At 37.2% G+C, this 21,915-nt stretch carries 19 protein-coding genes and 1 pseudogene; all 20 read left to right on the top strand.

Annotation, left to right across the window (positions count from 1 at the left end):
- Positions 1–114 precede the first annotated feature (114 nt).
- On the top strand, positions 115–918 hold the full coding sequence (locus tag MHI32_RS28075) for an ABC transporter permease (protein ID WP_051491033.1): 804 nt from the start codon (positions 115–117) through the stop codon (positions 916–918).
- 15 nt (positions 919–933) lie between these two features.
- Positions 934–2,244 carry an ABC transporter ATP-binding protein gene (locus tag MHI32_RS28070; RefSeq protein WP_036678636.1) on the top strand — a complete coding sequence of 437 codons (1,311 nt, stop codon included), beginning with the start codon at positions 934–936 and terminating at the stop codon, positions 2,242–2,244.
- 17 nt (positions 2,245–2,261) lie between these two features.
- Entirely contained in the window at positions 2,262–3,884 is a 1,623-nt protein-coding gene (locus tag MHI32_RS28065) for a class I SAM-dependent methyltransferase (protein ID WP_076182195.1), read from the top strand.
- Positions 3,877–4,788 (top strand): glycosyltransferase, encoded by a 912-nt coding sequence (locus MHI32_RS28060; RefSeq protein WP_339188655.1) that lies wholly within the window; start codon positions 3,877–3,879, stop codon positions 4,786–4,788. The genes MHI32_RS28065 and MHI32_RS28060 overlap by 8 nt, the downstream gene beginning before the upstream one ends.
- Positions 4,789–4,802: 14 nt before the next feature.
- Positions 4,803–5,909: a glycosyltransferase gene (locus MHI32_RS28055; protein ID WP_339188652.1), complete on the top strand. Its 1,107-nt coding sequence runs from the start codon at positions 4,803–4,805 to the stop codon at positions 5,907–5,909.
- 12 nt (positions 5,910–5,921) lie between these two features.
- Entirely contained in the window at positions 5,922–6,608 is a 687-nt protein-coding gene (locus MHI32_RS28050) for a hypothetical protein (protein WP_076179700.1), read from the top strand.
- Positions 6,609–6,632: 24 nt separating this feature from the next.
- Positions 6,633–7,772, top strand: a complete 1,140-nt coding sequence (locus MHI32_RS28045) for a DegT/DnrJ/EryC1/StrS family aminotransferase (RefSeq protein ID WP_076179701.1) — start codon at positions 6,633–6,635, stop codon at positions 7,770–7,772.
- A pseudogene (locus MHI32_RS28040) lies at positions 7,769–8,510 on the top strand (sugar phosphate nucleotidyltransferase). Before MHI32_RS28045 ends, MHI32_RS28040 begins: the two are co-directional and overlap by 4 nt.
- Before the next feature lie 19 nt (positions 8,511–8,529).
- The gene (gene rfbC, locus MHI32_RS28035) at positions 8,530–9,081 is read left to right on the top strand and encodes a dTDP-4-dehydrorhamnose 3,5-epimerase (RefSeq protein ID WP_036678644.1); all 552 of its coding nucleotides are present in this window, start codon (positions 8,530–8,532) and stop codon (positions 9,079–9,081) included.
- A 30-nt stretch (positions 9,082–9,111) separates the two neighbouring features.
- Positions 9,112–10,134, top strand: coding sequence for a dTDP-glucose 4,6-dehydratase (gene rfbB / locus MHI32_RS28030; RefSeq protein ID WP_339188651.1), 1,023 nt, complete (start codon positions 9,112–9,114; stop codon positions 10,132–10,134).
- 24 nt (positions 10,135–10,158) lie between these two features.
- A complete protein-coding gene (gene rfbD / locus MHI32_RS28025) occupies positions 10,159–11,022 on the top strand; it encodes a dTDP-4-dehydrorhamnose reductase (protein WP_339188649.1) in 864 nt (287 codons plus the stop codon).
- A 140-nt stretch (positions 11,023–11,162) separates the two neighbouring features.
- Positions 11,163–12,089: a glycosyltransferase family 2 protein gene (locus MHI32_RS28020; protein ID WP_036678648.1), complete on the top strand. Its 927-nt coding sequence runs from the start codon at positions 11,163–11,165 to the stop codon at positions 12,087–12,089.
- Between the two features lies 1 nt (position 12,090).
- A complete protein-coding gene (locus MHI32_RS28015; protein ID WP_081383742.1) occupies positions 12,091–12,540 on the top strand; it encodes a GtrA family protein in 450 nt (149 codons plus the stop codon).
- An 18-nt stretch (positions 12,541–12,558) separates the two neighbouring features.
- Positions 12,559–13,986 (top strand): DUF6056 family protein, encoded by a 1,428-nt coding sequence (locus MHI32_RS28010; RefSeq protein WP_076179704.1) that lies wholly within the window; start codon positions 12,559–12,561, stop codon positions 13,984–13,986.
- A 62-nt stretch (positions 13,987–14,048) separates the two neighbouring features.
- Complete coding sequence (locus MHI32_RS28005; protein WP_340011459.1) at positions 14,049–15,077, top strand: glycosyltransferase family 2 protein; 1,029 nt, start codon at positions 14,049–14,051, stop codon at positions 15,075–15,077.
- A 108-nt stretch (positions 15,078–15,185) separates the two neighbouring features.
- Complete coding sequence (locus MHI32_RS28000) at positions 15,186–16,139, top strand: glycosyltransferase family 2 protein (RefSeq protein WP_339188644.1); 954 nt, start codon at positions 15,186–15,188, stop codon at positions 16,137–16,139.
- Complete coding sequence (locus tag MHI32_RS27995) at positions 16,136–17,542, top strand: undecaprenyl-phosphate glucose phosphotransferase (RefSeq protein WP_339188643.1); 1,407 nt, start codon at positions 16,136–16,138, stop codon at positions 17,540–17,542. Before MHI32_RS28000 ends, MHI32_RS27995 begins: the two co-directional genes overlap by 4 nt.
- 108 nt (positions 17,543–17,650) lie before the next feature.
- Positions 17,651–18,517 (top strand): phosphatidylinositol-specific phospholipase C/glycerophosphodiester phosphodiesterase family protein, encoded by an 867-nt coding sequence (locus MHI32_RS27990; protein ID WP_340011458.1) that lies wholly within the window; start codon positions 17,651–17,653, stop codon positions 18,515–18,517.
- A 226-nt stretch (positions 18,518–18,743) separates the two neighbouring features.
- Positions 18,744–19,463: a heptaprenylglyceryl phosphate synthase gene (locus tag MHI32_RS27985; protein WP_139330100.1), complete on the top strand. Its 720-nt coding sequence runs from the start codon at positions 18,744–18,746 to the stop codon at positions 19,461–19,463.
- A gap of 61 nt (positions 19,464–19,524) precedes the next feature.
- Complete coding sequence (pcrA, locus tag MHI32_RS27980) at positions 19,525–21,864, top strand: DNA helicase PcrA (protein ID WP_036678664.1); 2,340 nt, start codon at positions 19,525–19,527, stop codon at positions 21,862–21,864.
- Positions 21,865–21,915: the final 51 nt, after the last annotated feature.

The following is a 21,915-nucleotide window of genomic DNA, read 5'->3' as shown; positions in this document are numbered from 1 at the left end:
TATGTAAGGCGACCTAACTACTTTTTATCATTAATAATAAATACATTAATAATAAACGTATAGGTAATAAATGCAATAATAATATATATATGATTTTACTAAGGAGACGCACAAATGAGGAAAGAACCGTACATGAAGAGGATCAAAAATATATGTTCCTTAACTAAAAGTTTAGCTATTAATGATTTCAAATCAAAATATGCAGGTTCATATTTTGGATTGTTATGGGCGTTACTAATGCCATTAGTTACTATACTGGTTTATTGGTTTGTTTTTGAAAAAGGTTTGAAAGTCAGCGCCCCGGCTGATTTAAACGCACCTTTCGTTTTATGGTTTGTATCTGGGATTATACCTTGGTTCTATTTTTCTGAAGCATTAACAACAGCGACACATAGTTTCTTAGAGTATAATTATTTAGTTAAGAAGGTTGTTTTTAGAATTGAATTATTACCATTAGTAAAGATATTCTCGGCATTCTTAGTGCATCTGTTTTTCATTATAATCTTATTCTCCTTTTTTATTAGTTATGGTTATCCTATCAGTTTTTTTGCAGTTCAAATTATATATTATACCCTATGTAATATAATTCTTATTTCTAGTATATCTTGGTTAACTGCAGCAATTACTCCATTTTTTAAAGACTTCTCGTACGTATTGTCTATTATTTTGCAGTTTGGTATGTGGTTAACGCCAATTCTTTGGTCTGTAGATGTTTTGTCTCCGCATATGATTTTTTTGTTTAAATTAAATCCATTCTATTATATCGTAGAAGGTTTTCGAGATTCTATGATTAATAAAATTTGGTTTTATGAGAAATACAAATTGACACTTTACTTTGCATTTGTAGTGATAGTTAATTTTGCTATATCAATAAAAGTATTTAGAAAACTTAAACCACATCTTTCTGATGTGCTTTGATAAGGTGGTTTGGAAATGGAAACTATAGCGATCAGCGCTCAAAATGTCAGCAAAACTTATAAACTATATAAAACTCCTATGGATAGGCTCAAGGAGTCTTTATTTTATCGCAAGAAGACATTGTATTCTGAGCACCATGCTCTTCAGAATCTCAATTTCACTATAGATAAGGGAGATATTGTAGGTATTATTGGAGAGAATGGATCTGGTAAATCAACTTTGTTAAAAATTATAACCGGAGTATTAACGCCATCAAGTGGTATCTCAGAAGTGAATGGAAAAGTAGCTGCACTTTTGGAGCTTGGTGCCGGATTTAATTTTGAGTATACAGGTATTGAAAATATCTATTTAAATGGTTTGATGATGGGTTTTAAAAGAGAAGAAATAAAAGAAAGACTTGAGCAAATCCTCTCGTTCGCAGAACTAGGGGAGTATATTTATCAACCAGTTAAAACATATAGTAGTGGTATGTTTGCAAGGTTAGCCTTTTCTGTTGCTATCAATGTACAACCTGATATTTTAATAGTTGATGAGGCTCTGAGTGTTGGAGATATGTATTTCCAAGCGAAATGTATAACGAAAATGAAAGAATTATTTCTACAGGGAGTTACAGTTTTATATGTAAGTCACGATTTGAATTCTGTTAAGTCCTTGTGCAAAAAGGCTATATATTTGAAAAACGGAAATCTTGAAGCTTACGGAGATGCTGAAAAGGTAGTAGATATGTATGCTAAATATGTTAGAGATCAAATGAACAATAATACTAAGGGGAGAGTGAACTCGGAAGATAAACTGTACCATCTCGATGAGGTTTCCCTGGATGACAATCTTGTTTTCAAAGAGAATTCTGAGTTTATGGAGAAAGTGGAATATTTCAGGCAGGGGACCCGTGATGCGATTTTAACAGAGCTAGAAGTGTTAGATAGCAACAATAATCCAGTTATAACAGCTGATTTTAATGACAAAATTAAAATTAGAATGCATATAAAATTTGATAAAAAATGTCAAATTTCTGTTGGGTATCATATTAGAGATAAACAAAACATCGAATATTTAGGCAGTAATACTTTGATTGAGGAAATCGGCGAAATATCTGGCGAAGCAGGTCAGAAGATAATTGTTGAATTCAAAACGCGCTTACCCTTAGTAGAAGGAATGTATAATTTTTCTACTGTTCTTTCTACCTCAACTATAAAAAATAGAACATCGTTATTCGTAGACTATACAGAGAACTCATATATATTTGAAATGCGCGAAAGGGATCCTTATAAGATCTGGAACAAGTTATACATTCCAAATGAAATACAGATAAGTAGAGTTAATTAGGAGGTGAATTTTGAGTTGTGATTCCATTTCATCAATTTCAACGTTATAAGATGGTAGAGATTATTTTTGAATTATTGGGGATTAAAGAACTTGAACTTTCTATTCTGGAAGTAGGGGCGAATGAACATAAAAATTTAGAGAACTTTGTTGAAAATAAGAATATAAAATATTTGGATTTACTCCTTCCTGAAGAGTTATTAAATGATCCATCATTCATACAGGGTGATGCTACTAACCTTAGCTTTGATAATAATTACTTTGATTTTGTTATTGGGCTGGATGTCCTTGAACATATTCCTCTGAATAAGAGAAATGATTTTCTATCTGAAATTGAAAGAGTATCTAAATATGGATTTATAATTTCAGCGCCGTTTTCAAATAACGGGATAGAGGAAGTGGAAGAGAGATTAGGTGCTTTTTTTCATTATTTATATAACGGTGAAATACTATGGAGTAAAGAACATCAGGAAAATGGTTTGCCTGATCTTCAATTAATTAAAGATAAGATGGATCAATTTAATGGAGAGTGGAATCAATTTAACCATGCTTCAATTTTTCTGTTCGAGAAATTTATGCAAATGGAGTTTAAGACAGGATTACATCCTGATATATATGAGTACTGGAATACGGTAAATAGTTTTTACAATGAAAAATTATTTTATAAAGATTTTAATAATGAAGAATCAGTACGTACGTTTATTATATATGGAAAAAATGGATTCGAAAAAAGAATTGATAACTTGCCTTCGCTTTTCAAAAAAATAAGTGCAGAAATGACCTCGGAAGATTATGCAATGATATCGCATCATGAAAATATGATTGACTTTATGTCAACTCATAAAATGAATGCAGATAACAACAAAAAAAACGGAGGTGATCTTGATAAAGATAATTTATACCTTCAAATATACTGGGATGATGGTCAGGGGTACAGTGAATCAAAAAGTGAATCTTTTAAAGTAGAAAAATCCCAAAAAATATTTCAAGTTAATTTCGATCTTCCTGCTTTAGCCAATAAGATTAGAATAGATCCTTCTGCTACTAAGTGCATTATTGAAATTTTAGATTTAGAATTAACAAATCAAGATAATTTAAAAAACAAAGAATATACACTGAGTTCAAATGCTTTCTCTACAGAAAATAACCAATATATGTTTCTTAATAATGACCCTCAAATTGTTATTGAGGTTATGCAAGGCACTTATATTAGATCAGTTTCGTGTCTGCTTAAATATAGTACTCCTGTACTAGATATATCAGAGGATTTAATTTCAAAATTACAAGCGAATAGTGATTGGGAACATACTAAATATAAATATATGAATTTTGTGAATAAATTACGGATGAAGAATCAAACTCTCAAAAGAAGGATTAAGACTTTAAAGTTAACAAATGAAGATCTGATACAGAGAAATCAAGAAATGCAAGAAATGAATGAGTCACGAGAAAATTGGTTTGATGATGAGTTTAAGAAGAAAGATGAAGTACTTAAAATGATTGAGTTGAATAATTTGGGGATTTCAAAAGAGAAAAGTGAATTAGAAAAAGAAATCGAAGCTATTAAGAATAGAAAGGCCTATAAGTTAATAACAAGATTAGAACCAATCATTGATAAATTAAGGAGAACAAAAAATGACTGATTCAATTACAAAATGTAGTATTCTATTGGTGACATATAATCACGAGAGTTATATCAATCAAGCAATAGACAGTATTCTAGAACAAAAAACGACGTTTGATTATGAAATTGTAGTAGCAGATGACTGCTCAAAAGATAGTACTATGAGTATAATTCAGCAATATGCTGAGAATCATCCTGGGAAATTTAGAATTTTAGCTAATGAGAGTAATTTGGGGATAACGCTAAACTATAAGAGAGGCTTTGCTGCATGTAAGGGAGAATACATAGCTATTCTAGAAGGTGATGATTTTTGGACTGATCCTTTGAAAATCCAAAAACATGTGGATTTTCTAGAGTCTAATAAGGCTTGTGTTATGACCTTTAATCAATTTGTGGTACATGACATGAAGAAAAAGAGATATAATGTTCAACCTTGGAATTGGGATCGTAGTTTCCAGTTGATCACAGTCTCTGAACTTGTACTGGACAATTTTATAGGTAATTTCTCTACTTGCGTATATAAGGCTAAGTATTTGAAGCAATTAGATAGCTCTTTATATGAGTTGACAGTTTATGACTGGATGACGAATATAATGGTATCCCAGAATGGACTGATTGCCTATCTCCCAGAAGTGATGTCTGTGTATCGCTTGCATCCGAACGGAACTTGGAGTCAAAAGAAGGAATTGGAAAAGTTGAAAGATACTATTTCCTTAATAGAGCAGTATGATAAATATCTAGATGGTCTGTATCATGAAGAGTTCAATGCTCATAAAAGAAGACTTCAGGATAGAATAGATAATATAGATGGTCCTTTGATTATTACTAGTAAAGAGAGTATTAAACAAAAAGTAAAGAAATACCTTCCTCCATTTGCAACATCACTCTTAAAAGGTATAATACCCCCAAAATTTTATAAATAGAGCAGGTGCAGAAATTGAAAAGTACTAATCCGAAAGTTTCTATAATTATTCCATCCTATAATCATTCAAAATTCATTGGAAAAGCTATAGAGAGTGTTTTAAACCAAACGTATGGAAATTTTGAATTACTAATTATTGATGATGCATCACCTGACAACTCTGTAGATGTGATAAAGAAATATGAAGATTCCAGGATTAAATTTTATGGATTTGAAACAAATCAGGGAGCAGTTGATACACTTAATCATGGAATAATAAACTCATCATCAGAGTATATTGCTTTGTTAAACTCAGATGATTATTGGGAAATAGATAAATTAGAGAAACAAGTACACTTTTTAGAAGAAAGTGATAGTGTGGATTGTGTTTTCTCAGACGCCAATTTTATTGATGAAGCAGGAAAAGTATTATCAAAAACAGATTATTTTTGGGCAGATGCATTCACTCAAAATAATAAGTCTTCGGGGCAATGGTTAAAACAATTATTTTATAAATTAAATTGCTTTTGTCATCCATCGATGCTAATTAAAAAGGAAGTCTATAACGAAGTTGGATTGTATGATCCGAGTTTGAGACAATTACCGGATTTTTCAATGTGGATAAATGTTATTAAAAAATTCAATATTCATGTAATGGAAGAAAAATTAGTTAACTTTAGAATATTATCTAATGAAATGAATACTAGTTCTGTTACTTATGAAAATAGAATTAGGAATAAAAATGAGCTTTTTATTATTATGAGTAACTTTTTTGATGAAATAAAAGACGAAGATTTTGTTGAAGGTTTTCTAGATGAATCGAACGCCTTATATACGAAAGAAGAAATTGAATGTGAAAAAGCATTCGCTTATTTAAAAGAAATATCTCCTGATATCAAACCTATTTACGTTCTTATTGGTTTACGAAAACTTAGCATTCTTTTGAAAAATGAAAACACAAGAAGAGTTTTAAAAGAAAAGTATAATTTTAGTGCCAATGATTTCTTCGCATATACTGGTAAACTTGATATTATTGATGTGTTTGAAACGTCATTTCATCAGGTAGTAGTGGAAAGTGCTAAACGGAAAATTCAAAAAGATACAAACCTATATTCAACGATCAGGAAATTTTTTAAAAAATAGGAGTCGGTAAGCATGTCAAATGAGTGGAATGGATTACCGATTGTTATTTATGGTACTGGAGGGTGTGCTAAAGAAATCAAAGCTTTAATAGATGAAATAAATGATTATTCGTATACTAATATATATCATTTGGTTGGTTTTGTGACTAATGATCCAAATGAAATTGGTAAATCTATTGAAGATGTAGAGATTATTACTTCTAATATGGAATTTTCCGGGTATAGCGACAAATTCTCGGTGATCGGTGTGATAATTGGTTTAGCGGATCCAAAGATTAAAGAAAAGATATATCAAGAAATTATGGATTTAAATAAATCGAATATTGTTTTTCCTAATTTAATACACCCTCTCTCTAAATTGTCTAAAAGTTCTAATAATAATATGGGGTATGGAAATGTAATCTGTTCAGGAGTAAATCTTACTGTTAATGTGAAACTAGGGAATTTTATATTATTAAATCGATCCTGTAATATTGGTCACGATTCTACGGTTGGTGATTTCTGCACTATTAATCCTGCAGCAGTCATCTCAGGGAATGTGTCTATTGGTGAGTTAACATTAATTGGTGCAGGAGCTTGTGTTAGAGAAAAAACTAATATAGGTGTTAAAAGTATTGTTGGGTTAGGGGCAATAATAATTAAGAATGTTGAGGATTCTACAATAGTTATTTCTAAGGCTGCAACAAAAATGTCTACATGATTTATAAGTGGAGGGCAACTCATAATGAATGAATTAATTAAATTAGAAACACCTGTCAATGTAACAAAGACTTATATGCCTCCTTTTTCGGAGTTTACTGCAGAAATTGAACGTCTCTGGAATAATTCTTGGATTACGAATAATGGAGAGTTGCACCAAGAATTCGAGAAAAAGCTAATTGATTTTTTATCCATTAATAATGTTAGTCTTCTCGTAAATGGACACTTGGCTTTAGAAACAGCCATTAAGACTTTAGGGATCACTGGTGAGGTTATAACTACTCCGTTTACATTTGCTTCAACTACTCATGCTATTGTCAATAATAATTTAAAACCAGTTTTCTGTGATATTGATTTAAGTGACTATAATATTGATTGTACCAAAATAGAAGCACTTATTAATGAAAATACGAGTGCCATAATGCCCGTACATGTATTTGGAACTCCATGTAATGTAGACGCTATTGAGAGGATTGCTCAGAAATACAATTTAAAAGTATTATATGATGCTGCACATGCATTTGGGGTTGAGATTAATGGTAAACCTATAAGTCAGTTCGGAGATATTTCGATGTTTAGTCTTCATGCTACGAAACTCTTTCATTCAATTGAAGGTGGAGTATTAGTTTATAAAAATGACGAATATAAAAGAATAATTGATCTTTATAAAAACTTTGGTATTAGCGGTCCTGAAACTGTTGAAATTGTTGGTTATAATGCAAAAATGAATGAGTTCCAAGCAGCAATGGGACTCGTGAACTTAAATCATGTTCAGGAAAATATTGAAAAAAGAAAATTGGTAACAGAAAGATATGTAGACTTACTTGGGGAGATTCCAGGAATAAGTCTTCTGGATTACAAAAAGTCAAATATAGTTTATAACTACTCTTACTTTCCTATTGTAATTGATAAAGAAAAGTACGGAGTATCCAGAAATACTCTATATGAAATCCTTCGGGACAATAATATTTTCACTAGAAAATACTTTTATCCATTGGCAACTGATTATAGTTGTTTTAAAGAGGAGTATTCAAATATTGAATTGCCTAATGCTAAGAAAATAAGTGATAACATCCTAACTCTCCCTATATATCCTGATTTAAGTTATGACATAGTTGATTTAATATGTAAAAATATAGATATAATCCATAGAAGGTCATTATGAAAGGCATAATTCTTGCTGGAGGTACTGGTTCTCGTCTATTTCCTTTGACTAAGTTACTAATAAACACTTGCTACCTGTAGTAAATATCCTATGATATTTCATTCCGTATATAAGTTATAAAAAGCTGGAATAAATGATATCCTAATTGTTACTGGTAAAGAGCATATGGGTGATGTGGTTAACCTATTAGGTAGTGGTCGTGAAATGGACGTGTGCTTTACATATAAAGTACAAGATGAAGCAGGTGGGATTGCACAAGCTTTAGATTTAGCTGAGCAATTTGTTGGTAATGATCAAATGGTTGTAATACTTGGAGATAACTTCTTTGAAGATGATATTACGCAATATGTATAGAACTTTGTTGATCAAAAACAAGGGGCCAAAATATTGATTCAAGAAGTATCTGAACCCAAAAGATTTGGTGTTCCCGAACTTCGCAATGGGCGAATTCTTTCAATAGAAGAGAAACCGGCTGAACCAAAATAGAATTACGCAGTAACCGGTATCTATATGTTTGATAGTCATGTGTTTGAAATAGTTAAAAGCTTAAAGCCATCCGCACGTAGTGAATTAGAGATCACAGATTTAAATAATGCATATATTGTAAGAGATGAGTTAACCTATGATATTCTGCAAGGTTGGTGGACAGATGTTGGTACGAATGTGTCCTTAGCTAAGGCGAATGAACTAGCACAATCTGTTGTGTTTGGAAATGAGCTCGGTAAGCTGAAATTATAATGGTGAAGGAGGAGAGGCTATGAAGGTAATTCCTCTTCAACTGTTTGGTGCAAATTTAATAGAGCCTGTGGTTCATGGTGATAATCGTGGTTTTTTTATGGAAAGTTATAATGAAGAAATAATGAACAAGTTAGGTATAACTCATAATTTTATTCAAGACAACCACTCCCTATCTGCTGAGGTGGGTGTTTTGCGTGGTCTCCATTACCAACTTAATCCCAAATCTCAGACTAAGTTAATTCGTGTCTTATCGGGTGCTATTTACGATGTGATTGTTGATATTCGTCTTAATTCGCCTACCTTTGGGCAATGGGTAGGTGTAATACTTAGCGAATATAATAAGCGACAGTTGCTTGTTCCGAAAGGATTCGCTCATGGCTTCTGTACATTAGTACCTAATACCCAAGTGTTATATAAGGTGGACGAATATTATTCCCCTGAGAATGATCGTGGCATATTATGGAATGATCCAGCGCTGGGTATTGGTTGGCCAACTTCTAGTGCGATATTATCGGATAAAGATCAACGTCATCCTTTACTGAAGGATGCGGAGTTAAACTTCGAAATGTAAACATCTCATTGAACAAAAGGTGGGCTATAAATGAAACTGCTAGTTACTGGCGGAGCCGGATTTATCGGCAGCAACTTTGTATTATACATGCTGCAACAACATCCTGATTACCAGATCGTCAACGTGGATGCATTGACTTACGCAGGTAATCTGGAGAACCTAAAATCGATGGAGAATCATCCGAACTATACGTTTGTGAAGGCCGACATTACAGATGTTACTGCGATGGATGAACTGATTAGCCAGGGTGTGGATGTCGTTGTCAATTTCGCGGCGGAGTCGCATGTGGATCGGAGTATTTTAGAGCCGGAAGTGTTTGTGAAGACGAATGTACTTGGAACACAAGTGCTTTTGGATGCGGCGAAAAAATACAGTATCACTAAGTTTGTTCAAGTATCTACGGATGAGGTATATGGATCACTGGGAGCGACTGGATTATTCACCGAAGAAACTCCTCTGGCTCCTAACAGTCCATATTCAGCAAGCAAAGCAGGCGGAGACTTGCTAGTACGTGCGTATCACGAAACGTTTGGACTGCCAGTGAATATTACCCGCTGCTCAAACAATTATGGCCCGTACCAATTCCCGGAAAAGCTTATTCCGCTGATGATTTCCCGTGCACTTGCTGATCAAGCGTTGCCTGTTTATGGCGATGGAATGAATATCCGCGATTGGTTGTATGTTGAGGATCATTGCAGCGCGATTGATTTGGTTATTCATGAGGGTGTGAACGGCGAAGTCTACAACATTGGTGGCAATAATGAACGTACGAATGTGCATATTGTAAACACGGTATTGCAGGAACTAGGCAAGCCTGATTCTTTGATTACTTATGTTCAAGACCGTCCTGGTCATGATCGCCGTTATGGGATTGATCCAACTAAGATTATGAATGAACTGGGATGGAAGCCGAAACATACGTTTGAAACAGGTATTAAAGAAACTATCCAATGGTATCTCAATAACCGCGAGTGGTGGACCCGTATTCAATCTGGGGAATACCAAAAATATGCTGAACAGCAATATGGTGATCGTTTAGGTGACTCATTGTAATTTTGATACGGGGGTAAAATAGCTATGAAGGTACTTGTTACAGGTGCGGCCGGACAACTAGGTCAGGACGTAGTTTTACTGCTCCAGCATCAAGGTCACGAAGTGTTGGCTTGCGATCGTCAGGAGATGGATATTACTGATCTGGATCAGTGCATCCAAGTTATTGGCGGGTTTGGACCGGATGCGGTTATTCACTGTGCTGCTCATACGGCAGTAGATGCGGCAGAAAGTGATATTGATGCAGTTTATTTAATTAATGCTACTGGCAGCCGAAATGTAGCGCTTGCTTCTGAAAAAGCTGGAGCCAAGCTGGTGTATATTAGCACGGATTATGTATTTGATGGTATGGGTGCACAGCCTTACCATGAATATGATAATACAGACCCTAAGAGTATATACGGCAAATCGAAACGTGCGGGTGAGGTACTCGTTCAATCCCTCTCCTCTAAGTATTTCATCGTACGAACGTCATGGGTGTACGGCAAATACGGAAATAACTTTGTCAAAACAATGCTAAAGCTTGGTCAAGAAAAGCCAATGCTTCAAGTTGTCGATGACCAAAAAGGTTCGCCAACATATACAGTCGATTTAGCTCAATTCTTGGTTGAGCTTATCCAAACTGAGAAGTATGGTGTATACCATGCGTCAAATAGTGATTCTTGTACTTGGTTTGAATTTACACAAGCGATTTTTGTAGAGGCTGAGGCTATTTTGGGTTTGAGTTTTACGGCCAAACTTAACCCGTGTTCTACGGAACAATTTATACGTCCTGCACCACGCCCTCGTAATTCTGTGATGGAGCATTTGTCAATACGTACAAACGGTTTTCAGGATATACGTCACTGGCGTGAAGGTTTGAGAAGCTTTCTGCTAGAACTTAAAAATTAATAGTGGTAGCATTATCCCCGTAACGGGAAGAGAACTAGGTCTATGAATAGCCCTTATTTAGTATTAGGTACTAAATAAGGGTTAATTAATTAATGTTAACTGCCATATTAGTATTAAATATAAAGGATGAGCTATGAATTATGGAGATTATAAGCATTTGTATCCCTTGTTATAATGAAGAGAAAAGTCTTCCTATTTTTTATAATGAAATAATACGGATTGCTAAATTAATGAACGAGGTTGAATTTGAATTTGTTTTTGTGGATGATGGGTCATCTGATAACACTTTAGATATTATTAAAGATCTTGCTAATTCAGATAATCGCGTTAGATTTATATCTTTCTCACGGAATTTTGGAAAAGAAGCAGCTTTATATGCAGGTATTAAATATTCAAAAGGCGATTATGTTGCAGTAATGGATGCGGATATGCAGGATCCACCAGCACTCCTTCCTAACATGCTTAAGTCTATTAAAGAGGAAGGATATGATTGTGCTGCTACAAGAAGAAATTCAAGAAATGGCGAACCCGTAATACGTTCTTTCTTCGCAAGAATGTTTTATAGAATCGTAAAAAAAATATCAAAGGCTGAAATTATTGATGGAGCGCGCGATTTCCGACTAATGACTCGTCAAATGGTTAATGCAGTATTATCAATGGGAGAATACAATCGCTTTTCAAAAGGTATTTTTGGTTGGGTAGGTTTTAAAACCAAATGGTTTGAATTCGAAAATATTGAAAGGGTAGCTGGTGAGACTAAGTGGTCTTTCTGGAAGCTCTTTATTTACTCGATTGAAGGAATTGTCGCATTTTCTACTGTTCCGCTTGCTCTTTCTTCATTAATAGGCTTGTTTTTTTGTTTTGCTTCTTTTGTTCTTATTTTGGTTATTATCTCTAAAACTTTATTGTGGGGGGATCCTGTAACTGGCTGGCCTTCACTAGCATCTATAGTTTTTTTTGTTGGAGGGATTCAACTTTTTTGCACTGGAATTATAGGGAATTATTTGGCGAATATTTATCTGGAAACAAAAGGGCGTCCAATATATATAGTAAAACAAGAAGGATAGCATGAAAAATATAGTTGTGGAAAAGACACAAGAGGTATGTATGAAACTAACTAACAATAAGCTCATAAGGTTCCTACTCGTTGGTGTATTTAATACAATTTTGGGCGCAATCACTATGTTCCTGTTGTATAATTACTTTGGATTTGGATACTGGAGTTCAAGTGCATTGAGCTATTTATTTGGTGGGGTTATTAGTTATTTCTTAAACAAGACCTTTACTTTTAAATATGGTAACTTCGACTACAAATCATTTTTTCAATTCTTTTTAGTAAGCTCAGTATCTTATTTAGTTGGTTTTCTTATATCTAAGCGCCTTATACTAGAAATTATAAATTTACTTTCTTTAAAGTTTTCAATAGAAACTAATGAACAACTAGCAATGTTATTCGGTATGGGGTTATATACAATTTTGAACTATTTAGGACAGCGTTTATTAGTATTTAGAAAATAATCGTAAAGGATTTGACATATGATAGATCATATAAAAAAGTTTTCCAATAAATATAATGTTACATTACTGTTTATATTTTTTTCAATTATTATGTTTATAGTGAATCTACATGTGGATAGTAATATTTCAGATGATATTGAATTTAAAAAGGCTCTAACTGATGTGAGTTCTTTTGAATTTGTCAAAAATTACTATTTAAATTGGAATGGCAGAATTATGATTAATTATTTCCTTACAAGTATAATAGTTCTAGATCCAATTGTTTGGAAAATACTAAATACCATGATTTTTATCTTGCTATTTTTAACTATGTATAAGATTGTATTAGCCATAACTGGAGATAGAAGAGAAAAAAAGACATACTTGATAATATCTATTTGCCTGTCCATTTTTTTATTACCTGATGCAGTTTTTTGGAGTGGTAGCATTTGGGTTACTGGATCTTTTAATTATCTTTGGCCTACTGCTCTTGGTTTATTTAGTTTAATTCCTATAATTTATAATTATTTCGAGAAGGAGTATAATAATAAGTTAATAATTTTTAATTTATTGGCTGGGATATATGCTGCATACTCAGAGCAAATAGCTGCGATTGTGATTACTTTTAGCACAATTCTAATTTTACTTTCTGCTCTTAAGAAAAAGAAAATACATATACCTTCTATGCTTGTTTTAGCAGTTGTCATAATTAATGCTATTATAGGTTATACAGCACCTGGGAATGTCAAAAGGTTTGCCTCGGAAGCTTCATTATTCCCGGAATATGAAACGTTTTCCTTGTTTAAGAAATTATTTTATGGGTTGTTTTATAGTCTTTGGCATCTTGTTAATGAGGCTAGTTCTATAATGTTTATAATCTCATTACTCATTACAATATTGATGTTCACAAAAAATAAAAGAATAATGTATAGAATAATGTCCTTAGTACCGGTGGCATATTTCGGTATACGCATGATTTCTGCAAAAAGCAGACCAGGGAATGTTACTACGGCATTTGATCAAACTCTTGAAATGTTCATTAAAAGCAATAAAATTTCTATGTTTGATAATTTATATGATCTCCCCAAAATATTCAGTGATTATAATTCAAAATCAGTAAGTATGAATGTTTCGATATTATTGGGCTTACTAGTTTTTCTTTGTATTGCCTTGTCTATTGTGAAGTTATTTGGAAATTCTAGGATAACAATTGTGAGTGTTCTCTTTTATATGGCTGCTTTAGCCTCAAGTATTGTTATTAGTTTTTCACCAACTATATATGCCTCAGGGCATAGAGTTTTTTATGCGACTGACATTCTCTTATTAATACTACTAGCGACTTTACTTTCTGTTTTATTAAATACTATAACAGAGTCAAAAGCTCTATTTAGAATTTGGATTTATTATGAAGCTATTTTAGTTTTTCTGGCACTGAGGCATCTCACCTTTTATATCATTCTTTATTGATAAGAACAAAATCGAAAAAAATTCTTGAATAATGTCAACATCATAAGGATCTGAGGATTATCATGCTTACCAAAACCGTTAGTGTACAACTAGTTACATATAATAGTACTGATGATATTGTAGGTTGTTTAAAGGCAGTCCTTGCACAGGATTATCCACTAAAATGTATTGTGATTGTGGATAATGACTCTGAAGATGATACTATAGAGAAATTAAGAGAAGCATCAAGCTTTGTCGATCCTATGGGTAAACCCCTTATGGCTATCTTCCCGGATGAGAAAATTTTAAATATTGATAAAAAATCATCTGAAATCACTGACCTACAATTGTTTGTATATCAGAACTTATGTAACACTGGTTTCGCGCATGCTCATAATAAAGCTATCGGTGTCACAGATACTGACTACGTACTTGTCCTAAATCCAGATCTGATACTAGCGAAGGATTACGTATCTAGATTAGTTACACGGCTGGAGGAAAATCCTTTAATTGGCAGCGCCACAGGTAAGCTTTTGCTAAAGGCTGATCACGGATTAGTGGATAGCACTGGTCTTCAGATGAACAAGGCACGGCGTGCGTTTGACCGTGGTGCGGGGGATCCAGCAGAACTATGGACACAGTCGGGTACAGTATTTGGTGTATCTGGGGCGGCGGCGATGTATTCTCGACGGATGATTGAAGACGTTAGTGTTGATGGGGAGTTTTTTGATGCAGATTTTTTTGCATATAAGGAAGATGTGGATGTGGCTTGGAGAGCCCAGCTATTTGGCTGGCAGGGGTATTATGATGCTGAGGCAATTGGGTATCATGAACGTGGGTGGAAAACGTCTGGCCGTAGTACCAAACCAATGTTCATCCGGCGAATATCTTACATTAATCGCTACAAAATGATCTACAAGAATGAATCGGCTCGAACTATGCTGAAGACAATCTTAGTTTCTCTTCCCTATGAAATTGCCGCGCATGGTTATATGCTTCTGAGAGAGCCAAAGTTAATCGTAGCGTGGAAATCCTTTTTCACTCAGCTCCCAGCGTTAAAAAAGAAACGAAAATATATACAGACCATCGTAAAAGAGCGAAAGAACACGTAAATCAAACAGTATCTGGAAAAACCTCCCTGAAAGGTCACCTCCTCTCAGGGAGGTTTTATGTTATAATAATTGTCGGTAGATTACTATATTTGTCAGGAGCGTTACGCAGTGAATGTAGATGTAAGCATACTTATTGTCAATTACAACACGTGTCGCCTGACGATGGACTGTATCAGGTCGGTATATGACTCAGAAACGAACTATTCCTATGAGATTATTTTGATAGACAACAATTCCCATGATGATTCGGTAGAGATGATTGGTAGAGAGTTTCCAAGTGTCATGTTGATCGCAAATAACGACAATGTCGGTTTTGCCCGTGCAAATAATCAGGGGATGGAAGCTTCGTCCGGACGGTATGTACTATTGCTCAATTCAGATACGGTGGTGCGCAGGGATACGCTGGAGACGATGATCTCCTTTATGGATGGTCGTCCCGATGTTGGGGCGTCAGGATGTAAGATTATATTGCCAGATGGGTCGCTGGATAAAGCGTGTAAGCGAGGATTTCCTACACCGTCAGCTTCCTTCTATTATGCTTTTGGTTTCAGTAAGTTGTTTCCGGATCGACCGAAGTTTAACGGTTACCAGTTAGGTTATCTGGACCCTGATCTTGATTACCCGATAGATTGTCTGGTGGGTGCGTTTATGCTGCTGCGGCGGGAGACGATTGATCAGGTCGGCGGATTAGATGAAGAGTTTTTTATGTACGGTGAGGATTTAGACTGGTGCTATCGTATTAAAGAGGCTGGTTGGGAGATTTATTATTATCCGAAGACCTCCATCGTCCATCTCAAAGGCGGCAGTGCCAGACGTAGACCGTTCAAGATCGTCTATGAATTTCACAGGGCAATGATTTTATTTCATCGTAAGCATTATAGTAGGAAGTACAACAGTATTATAAATGGAACAGTATATGCTGGTGTTGGTATGAAGTTTGCTCTGTCCCTTTTGCGGAATGTCCTAATCTTTCCTAAAGCAGTTCCATCACCTGCACAGAGTCTTAGCTCTGCTACGGAAACAGGCGCTCGTAACGATAAGAATACTGAGGTGAGATTATGATTCGGCGGAATCAGAAATTTTTGACACAGCTCTATATGGTTGCTGACTTTCTTGTCATCCAACTGTCCTTTTTAGCGGCTTGGTGGATCAAGTTCAAAAGCGGATGGATGGAATCCTATAACACGCTTCATGTAGAGTCTTACGCTTATTGGAGTATGATTTATGGCGTAGTAGCTGTCTTAATTGGTATCCTTTTATCGCTTTATTTGCCTAAGCGTAAGAAACGTTTCGTCGATGAATTTCTGAAGATTTTTCAAGTGCATATAATTGGTATTTTTATTCTGCTGGGTTTGATGTTTTTTGTGAAAGAAATTGATATTTCCCGTGTCTACCTTGCTATTTATATGGGATTTAACGTTCTTTCCATTATGCTTTACCGTTATGTGTTGAAGAAGATGCTTAAATCTTTGCGCGAAAAAGGATTGAACCGCCAGTTCGTACTTATCATCGGCGCTGGTACACTCGGCAAAAGATTCTACAACAATTTGGAGCAATATCCAGAGCTCGGATATGAAGCTATTGGTTTCTTAGACGACTATCATACTTGGGATGGAATTGAAGAACAGCGCTATAAACCGATTCTAGGTACGGTTGATCAGTTATCCGGAATGCTGGAGATGCTGCCTGTGGACGAGGTTATTCTAGCCTTGCCGCTCGATGCGCATTCTAAATATCCTTCGATTATTGCAGCCTGTGAAAAAGCAGGGGTACGCACATTGATTATTCCGGATTTCTTTGATTATTTACCAGCTCGTCCTTACTTTGATAACTTTGCAGGTATGCCAATGATTAATGTTCGTGATATTCCACTGGATATGACGGGGAATAAGATGGCAAAACGTTTGTTTGATATCGTGTTCTCTCTATTCGCTATTATTATGATATCTCCCGTGATGCTGATCGTAGCTCTCGGCGTACGTCTTACCTCACCGGGACCGATCATATTCCGGCAGGAACGGGTGGGACTTAATCGGCGTAATTTTATGATGTATAAGTTTCGTTCAATGAAGCTGCAGCAGGACGGGGAAGAGGATACAGGTTGGAGTACGCGGGAAGATCCTCGTAGAACTCGATTTGGAACCTTTATCCGTAAGACAAGTCTGGATGAGCTTCCGCAATTTTTTAATGTATTACTCGGTCATATGAGTGTAGTTGGCCCACGGCCAGAACGACCATTTTATGTAGAACAATTCCGTGATGAAATTCCGAAGTATATGGTGAAGCACCATGTGCGTCCAGGAATTACGGGCTGGGCACAGAGCAATGGGCTGCGCGGGGACACTTCAATTGAGGAACGGATTAAGCACGATATTTTCTATATCGAGAACTGGTCCTTACTGTTCGATATTCGAATTATTTTCAAAACGATTCGCAACGGCTTCGTTAACAAAAACGCATATTGAGACCTGCACTTATTTAGATTTGTGAAATTTTAATAATACCCCGTTTTGCCACTGGCAGAGCGGGGTATTAATTTTCTAATCTAAACTTTGCAAAGGAAACTCACAACTATGAATAAGAAAAAGATTATTGCAACCGTAGTAATGATTGTCGCACTAATAATAATTCTTGTAATAACGTTGAACAAAGAGGAAGAGCAACCCGCGAGCGGTTTTGAAGCGCACAGAATCGTTGCACATGCCATGGGGGGAATTAACGGCTATACGTATACCAATGCTTGGGAGGCCTTTGTCGCTAACTATGAACGGGGAACTCGCGTATTTGAAGTTGATTTTTTGTTATCGAAGGATGATCAGTTGGTTGCTCGGCATGAATGGACAGGCAATATGAGCAAGCTTTTAGGTCAGTTGGAGGTTCTCCCTGCTAATAAACAGGGTGTGGCACTAGATTACGAGGAATTTATGGACAGCCCCATCCTGAATATATACTCTCCGCTTGATATTGAGAAGGTGCTTGATCTAATGCAGAATTATCCAGATGCTTATATCGTTACGGATACCAAAGAAATCCAACCGGAACTTATAGAGAAGCAATTTACATTGCTGACCGAAGCGGCGCAGCGTCGGGATCCAGCGTTGTTGGAGCGGATAGTTCCACAGATCTACAATCAGCCGATGCTTGATGAGATCAATAAGGTGTATTCTTTTCCAGAAGTGCTTTACACCCTGTACCAATCTAAGGATACGGATGAACAAGTTATTGAGTTTGTTAAAAAAACAGGTGTGGATATTACGATGCCAGTTAGCCGGGCCACCAAGAGTTTTGTCAAACAGTTAAAAAATATCGGAGCTCGTGTATACGTTCATACAGTGGATGAAGAGGATGAGATTAGAGCGTTATCTCGTATGGGTGTAGACGGATTTTATAGTGATTTTGTGCCTGAAAATGATTTGAATAACCTCAGAGGTATACGCTGAAATTTATCTCCACTCATTACAACTAATATATCCCTGCAAAGTGCTGCTTTCCTCAGATGTGTATTCAGGTACTTTGCGGGGACCTCAAATTTACATACGAAAAAATGTTCGTATTTTTGTTCGCTTTAAATTGACACACCTCCTGTGCTGGCATAGACTAGATCTATATCTTTTGCGGCGGCAGGAGTGTTTTGTCTTGCCCAAATGACAATTAAGGATGATTCCCATGAAATCAGTACAGCAAATGATCAAACCTTGGCGGCATGTGTTTAAGTTGGACCCAGATCGTATGATTTCAGATGAGGATTTGGAGGCCGTTTGCTTGTCCGGCACGGATGCCATATTGATAGGAGGCTCTACAGGAGTTACTTATGAGAATACAGTAGATCTCTTATCAAGAGTAAGACGTTTTGAGCTGCCCTGTGCACTCGAGGTATCCGAACTTGAAGCTGCTGTACCCGGATTTGATCTTTATATGATTCCTATGGTGCTAAATACACCTGATCCAGCTTGGATTGTAGGCCATCATCGTCGAGCTATAGAGCGTTATGGATTTATGATCCCATGGGATCAGCTGCTAACGGAAGGTTACGTCGTTTTGAACAGTGATTCTTCAGTTGCGCGGATTACAGGGGCCGAGACAACCATTAATGCTGAAGAGGCGGCTGCGTATGCCCAGGTTGCGGACAAGCTGATGTCCCTGCCAATAGTCTATCTTGAATATAGCGGTAGATTTGGGGATATGGAGACAGTACGTATAGTGCGTGAGATGGTGGAGCAAGCCCAGTTATTTTATGGAGGCGGCATTACTTGTGAGGCAGAGGCCGAGCAGGCAGCAGCTCTATGTGATACAGTAGTTGTCGGCAATATTATTTATCGGGATGTAGAGCAGGCAATTCGTACGGTATTTGCTGTTAAAAAGACGGTGCAAGAGCAGTTCGACTAGCGGTTAGCTTATGGACTACTTATGATTTGTAATTTCATTTTTAGAAAGGAGCATGTTACACATGCAACTTATTAACATACAAGACGCGGTCAGCCGATTGAATCCTCCACAAAGGCAGGCTGTCGAAACTACTGAAGGACCCCTTTTGATTATGGCTGGTGCGGGCAGTGGGAAGACGAGAGTGCTGACTCACAGAATTGCCTGGCTGATTGCTAATCGAAAGGCGCCGCCTTGGGCGATTTTGGCGATTACATTTACGAATAAAGCTGCGAGGGAAATGCAGGAACGTGTATCTAAGCTCGTTGGACCTGAGGGAAGAGATATTTGGGTATCCACCTTTCACTCCATGTGTGTTCGGATCTTGCGGAAGGATATTGAGCGCATTGGATTTACTTCCAACTTCTCGATTCTGGACTCTACAGACCAGTTATCAGTCATTCGTAATTGCATGAAGGAACTGAATATTGATACGAAAAAATTCGAACCGAAAGCTGTACAAGCCATAATTAGCGCATCTAAGAATGAACTGATTACTCCGGCGCAGTATGAGCAAAAAGTCGGTGATTATTTCGAAGGTTTAGTTGCCAAGGTTTATAAAATGTACCAACGGCGTTTGAGAAGCAATAACTCGCTTGATTTTGATGATTTGATTATGAAGACTATCGAATTATTTAAGGAAGTTCCCGAGGTTTTGGATTTTTACCAAAAGAAGTTCAAATACATCCATGTGGATGAGTATCAGGATACGAACAGAGCACAATACATGTTGTGCCGCATGCTGGCAGACAGCCACCACCGCATTTGTGTGGTAGGGGATAGTGACCAGTCGATCTATCGCTGGCGTGGTGCGGATATTACGAATATTCTTAATTTTGAAGAGGATTATCCGGAAGCGAAGACGATTCTGCTAGAACAGAATTACCGTTCAACCGCTAATATCCTGAATGCAGCCAATGGGGTAATCGCGCTTAATAGTGGCCGTAAACCGAAAAAGCTGTGGACCGATTCCGAGGAAGGCGCCAAGATTAAGGTGTACCGGGCGGATTCCGAGCATGACGAAGGGTATTTTGTAACCGGAGAAATCAGCAAAAATGTGAAGCAAGGTCAAGCTTACCAGAATCACGCGATTCTGTATCGGACGAATGCTCAGTCACGGGTAATAGAAGAAATTTTGATCAAATCAGATATTCCATATCAAATCGTTGGCGGGATCAAGTTCTATGATCGTAAAGAAATCAAGGATCTGCTGGCGTATCTACGTTTACTGTCTAACCCTGATGATGATATCAGCCTGACGCGTATTATTAATGTTCCTAAGCGTGGATTAGGAGATACAACGGTTGGCAAGCTGGCAGCTGCTGCTGGTGAACGTGGTGTTTCTATTTTCCGAGTGCTGCAAACGGTCGATGATTTGGGCTTTGCCGGACGGACGCGGAATATGCTAGTAGAGTTCTACGATATGATTGAAGCTCTACACCGTATGGTGGAGTTCTTGTCTGTAACCGAATTGACGGAAAAAATACTGGAAATGTCGCAGTACCGTTTGGAGCTGCAAAATGAAAACACACTCGAATCACGCTCGCGGCTAGAGAATATCGATGAGTTCTTATCGGTGACGATGGAGTTTGAAAAGAACAACGAAGACAAGTCGCTGGTCTCCTTCCTCACGGATCTTGCACTTATCGCAGATATCGATAGTGTGAACGATGATGAAGAGGATCGTAGTGATGCGGTTGTGTTAATGACGATGCACAGCGCCAAAGGTCTGGAGTTCCCGACGGTATTTATCGTCGGAATGGAAGAAGGCGTGTTCCCACACAGCCGTGCCTTCCAGGACAACGACGAGCTGGAAGAGGAACGCCGGCTTGCGTATGTGGGGATCACCCGCGCGGAGAAACAACTGTTTCTCTCTTGTGCGCGGATGCGTACGCTCTTTGGCCGGACGACGGCGAACCAACCGTCCCGCTTCTTAGAGGAGATTCCGGAGGAACTGAAGGAAGATACCGTTAAGACTCAAGACCGCTTCCAGCGCGGAGGCGCGGAGGTAGGCGGTGCTTACGGCGGACGCGGCTTCGGCAGTGGTGGCCGTGGGAACTTTGGCGGCCGGGGCGGAGCCGCCGGAGCTACGCCGGCAGGCGGCGGAAGCACGGCGTCAGCGGCGGCAAGCAAGAGCAGCGTGACCGTGACCTCCGGAGGCGCACAGCGTGCTACCGGAGCAGGGGCTGCTGCAGCTGGCGATTACAAAGCGGGTGACAAGGTCTCCCACGGCAAATGGGGCACGGGCACCGTTGTATCTGTTAAAGGCAGCGGGAATGACACGGAGCTACAGATTGCTTTTCCGGCTCCCGTGGGTGTGAAACGCCTGCTTGCGGGGTTTGCGCCGATTACTAAAGTGGAATAATAGCAGACAACGATTAACGAACGGATATTTAGACCACGCTAACTTTAGGAA

Source organism: Paenibacillus sp. FSL H7-0690 (assembly GCF_037980415.1).
In the GTDB taxonomy this organism is placed as follows: domain Bacteria; phylum Bacillota; class Bacilli; order Paenibacillales; family Paenibacillaceae; genus Paenibacillus_AQ; species Paenibacillus_AQ odorifer.
This window is presented reverse-complemented; position numbering and strand designations above follow the sequence as displayed.

Excerpts from the sequence above, each read along its gene's own strand:
- rfbD (WP_339188649.1), top strand. The coding sequence starts at position 10,159 with ATGAAGGTACTTGTTACAGGTGCGGCCGGACAACTAGGTCAGGACGTA.
- MHI32_RS27990 (WP_340011458.1), top strand. The coding sequence starts at position 17,651 with ATGAATAAGAAAAAGATTATTGCAACCGTAGTAATGATTGTCGCACTA.
- MHI32_RS28050 (WP_076179700.1), top strand. The coding sequence starts at position 5,922 with ATGTCAAATGAGTGGAATGGATTACCGATTGTTATTTATGGTACTGGA.
- MHI32_RS27985 (WP_139330100.1), top strand. The coding sequence starts at position 18,744 with ATGAAATCAGTACAGCAAATGATCAAACCTTGGCGGCATGTGTTTAAG.
- MHI32_RS28005 (WP_340011459.1), top strand. The coding sequence starts at position 14,049 with ATGCTTACCAAAACCGTTAGTGTACAACTAGTTACATATAATAGTACT.
- MHI32_RS28075 (WP_051491033.1), top strand. The coding sequence starts at position 115 with ATGAGGAAAGAACCGTACATGAAGAGGATCAAAAATATATGTTCCTTA.
- rfbB (WP_339188651.1), top strand. The coding sequence starts at position 9,112 with ATGAAACTGCTAGTTACTGGCGGAGCCGGATTTATCGGCAGCAACTTT.
- MHI32_RS28015 (WP_081383742.1), top strand. The coding sequence starts at position 12,091 with ATGAAAAATATAGTTGTGGAAAAGACACAAGAGGTATGTATGAAACTA.
- MHI32_RS28010 (WP_076179704.1), top strand. The coding sequence starts at position 12,559 with ATGATAGATCATATAAAAAAGTTTTCCAATAAATATAATGTTACATTA.
- MHI32_RS28070 (WP_036678636.1), top strand. The coding sequence starts at position 934 with ATGGAAACTATAGCGATCAGCGCTCAAAATGTCAGCAAAACTTATAAA.
- MHI32_RS27995 (WP_339188643.1), top strand. The coding sequence starts at position 16,136 with ATGATTCGGCGGAATCAGAAATTTTTGACACAGCTCTATATGGTTGCT.
- pcrA (WP_036678664.1), top strand. The coding sequence starts at position 19,525 with ATGCAACTTATTAACATACAAGACGCGGTCAGCCGATTGAATCCTCCA.
- MHI32_RS28020 (WP_036678648.1), top strand. The coding sequence starts at position 11,163 with ATGGAGATTATAAGCATTTGTATCCCTTGTTATAATGAAGAGAAAAGT.
- MHI32_RS28045 (WP_076179701.1), top strand. The coding sequence starts at position 6,633 with ATGAATGAATTAATTAAATTAGAAACACCTGTCAATGTAACAAAGACT.
- rfbC (WP_036678644.1), top strand. The coding sequence starts at position 8,530 with ATGAAGGTAATTCCTCTTCAACTGTTTGGTGCAAATTTAATAGAGCCT.
- MHI32_RS28060 (WP_339188655.1), top strand. The coding sequence starts at position 3,877 with ATGACTGATTCAATTACAAAATGTAGTATTCTATTGGTGACATATAAT.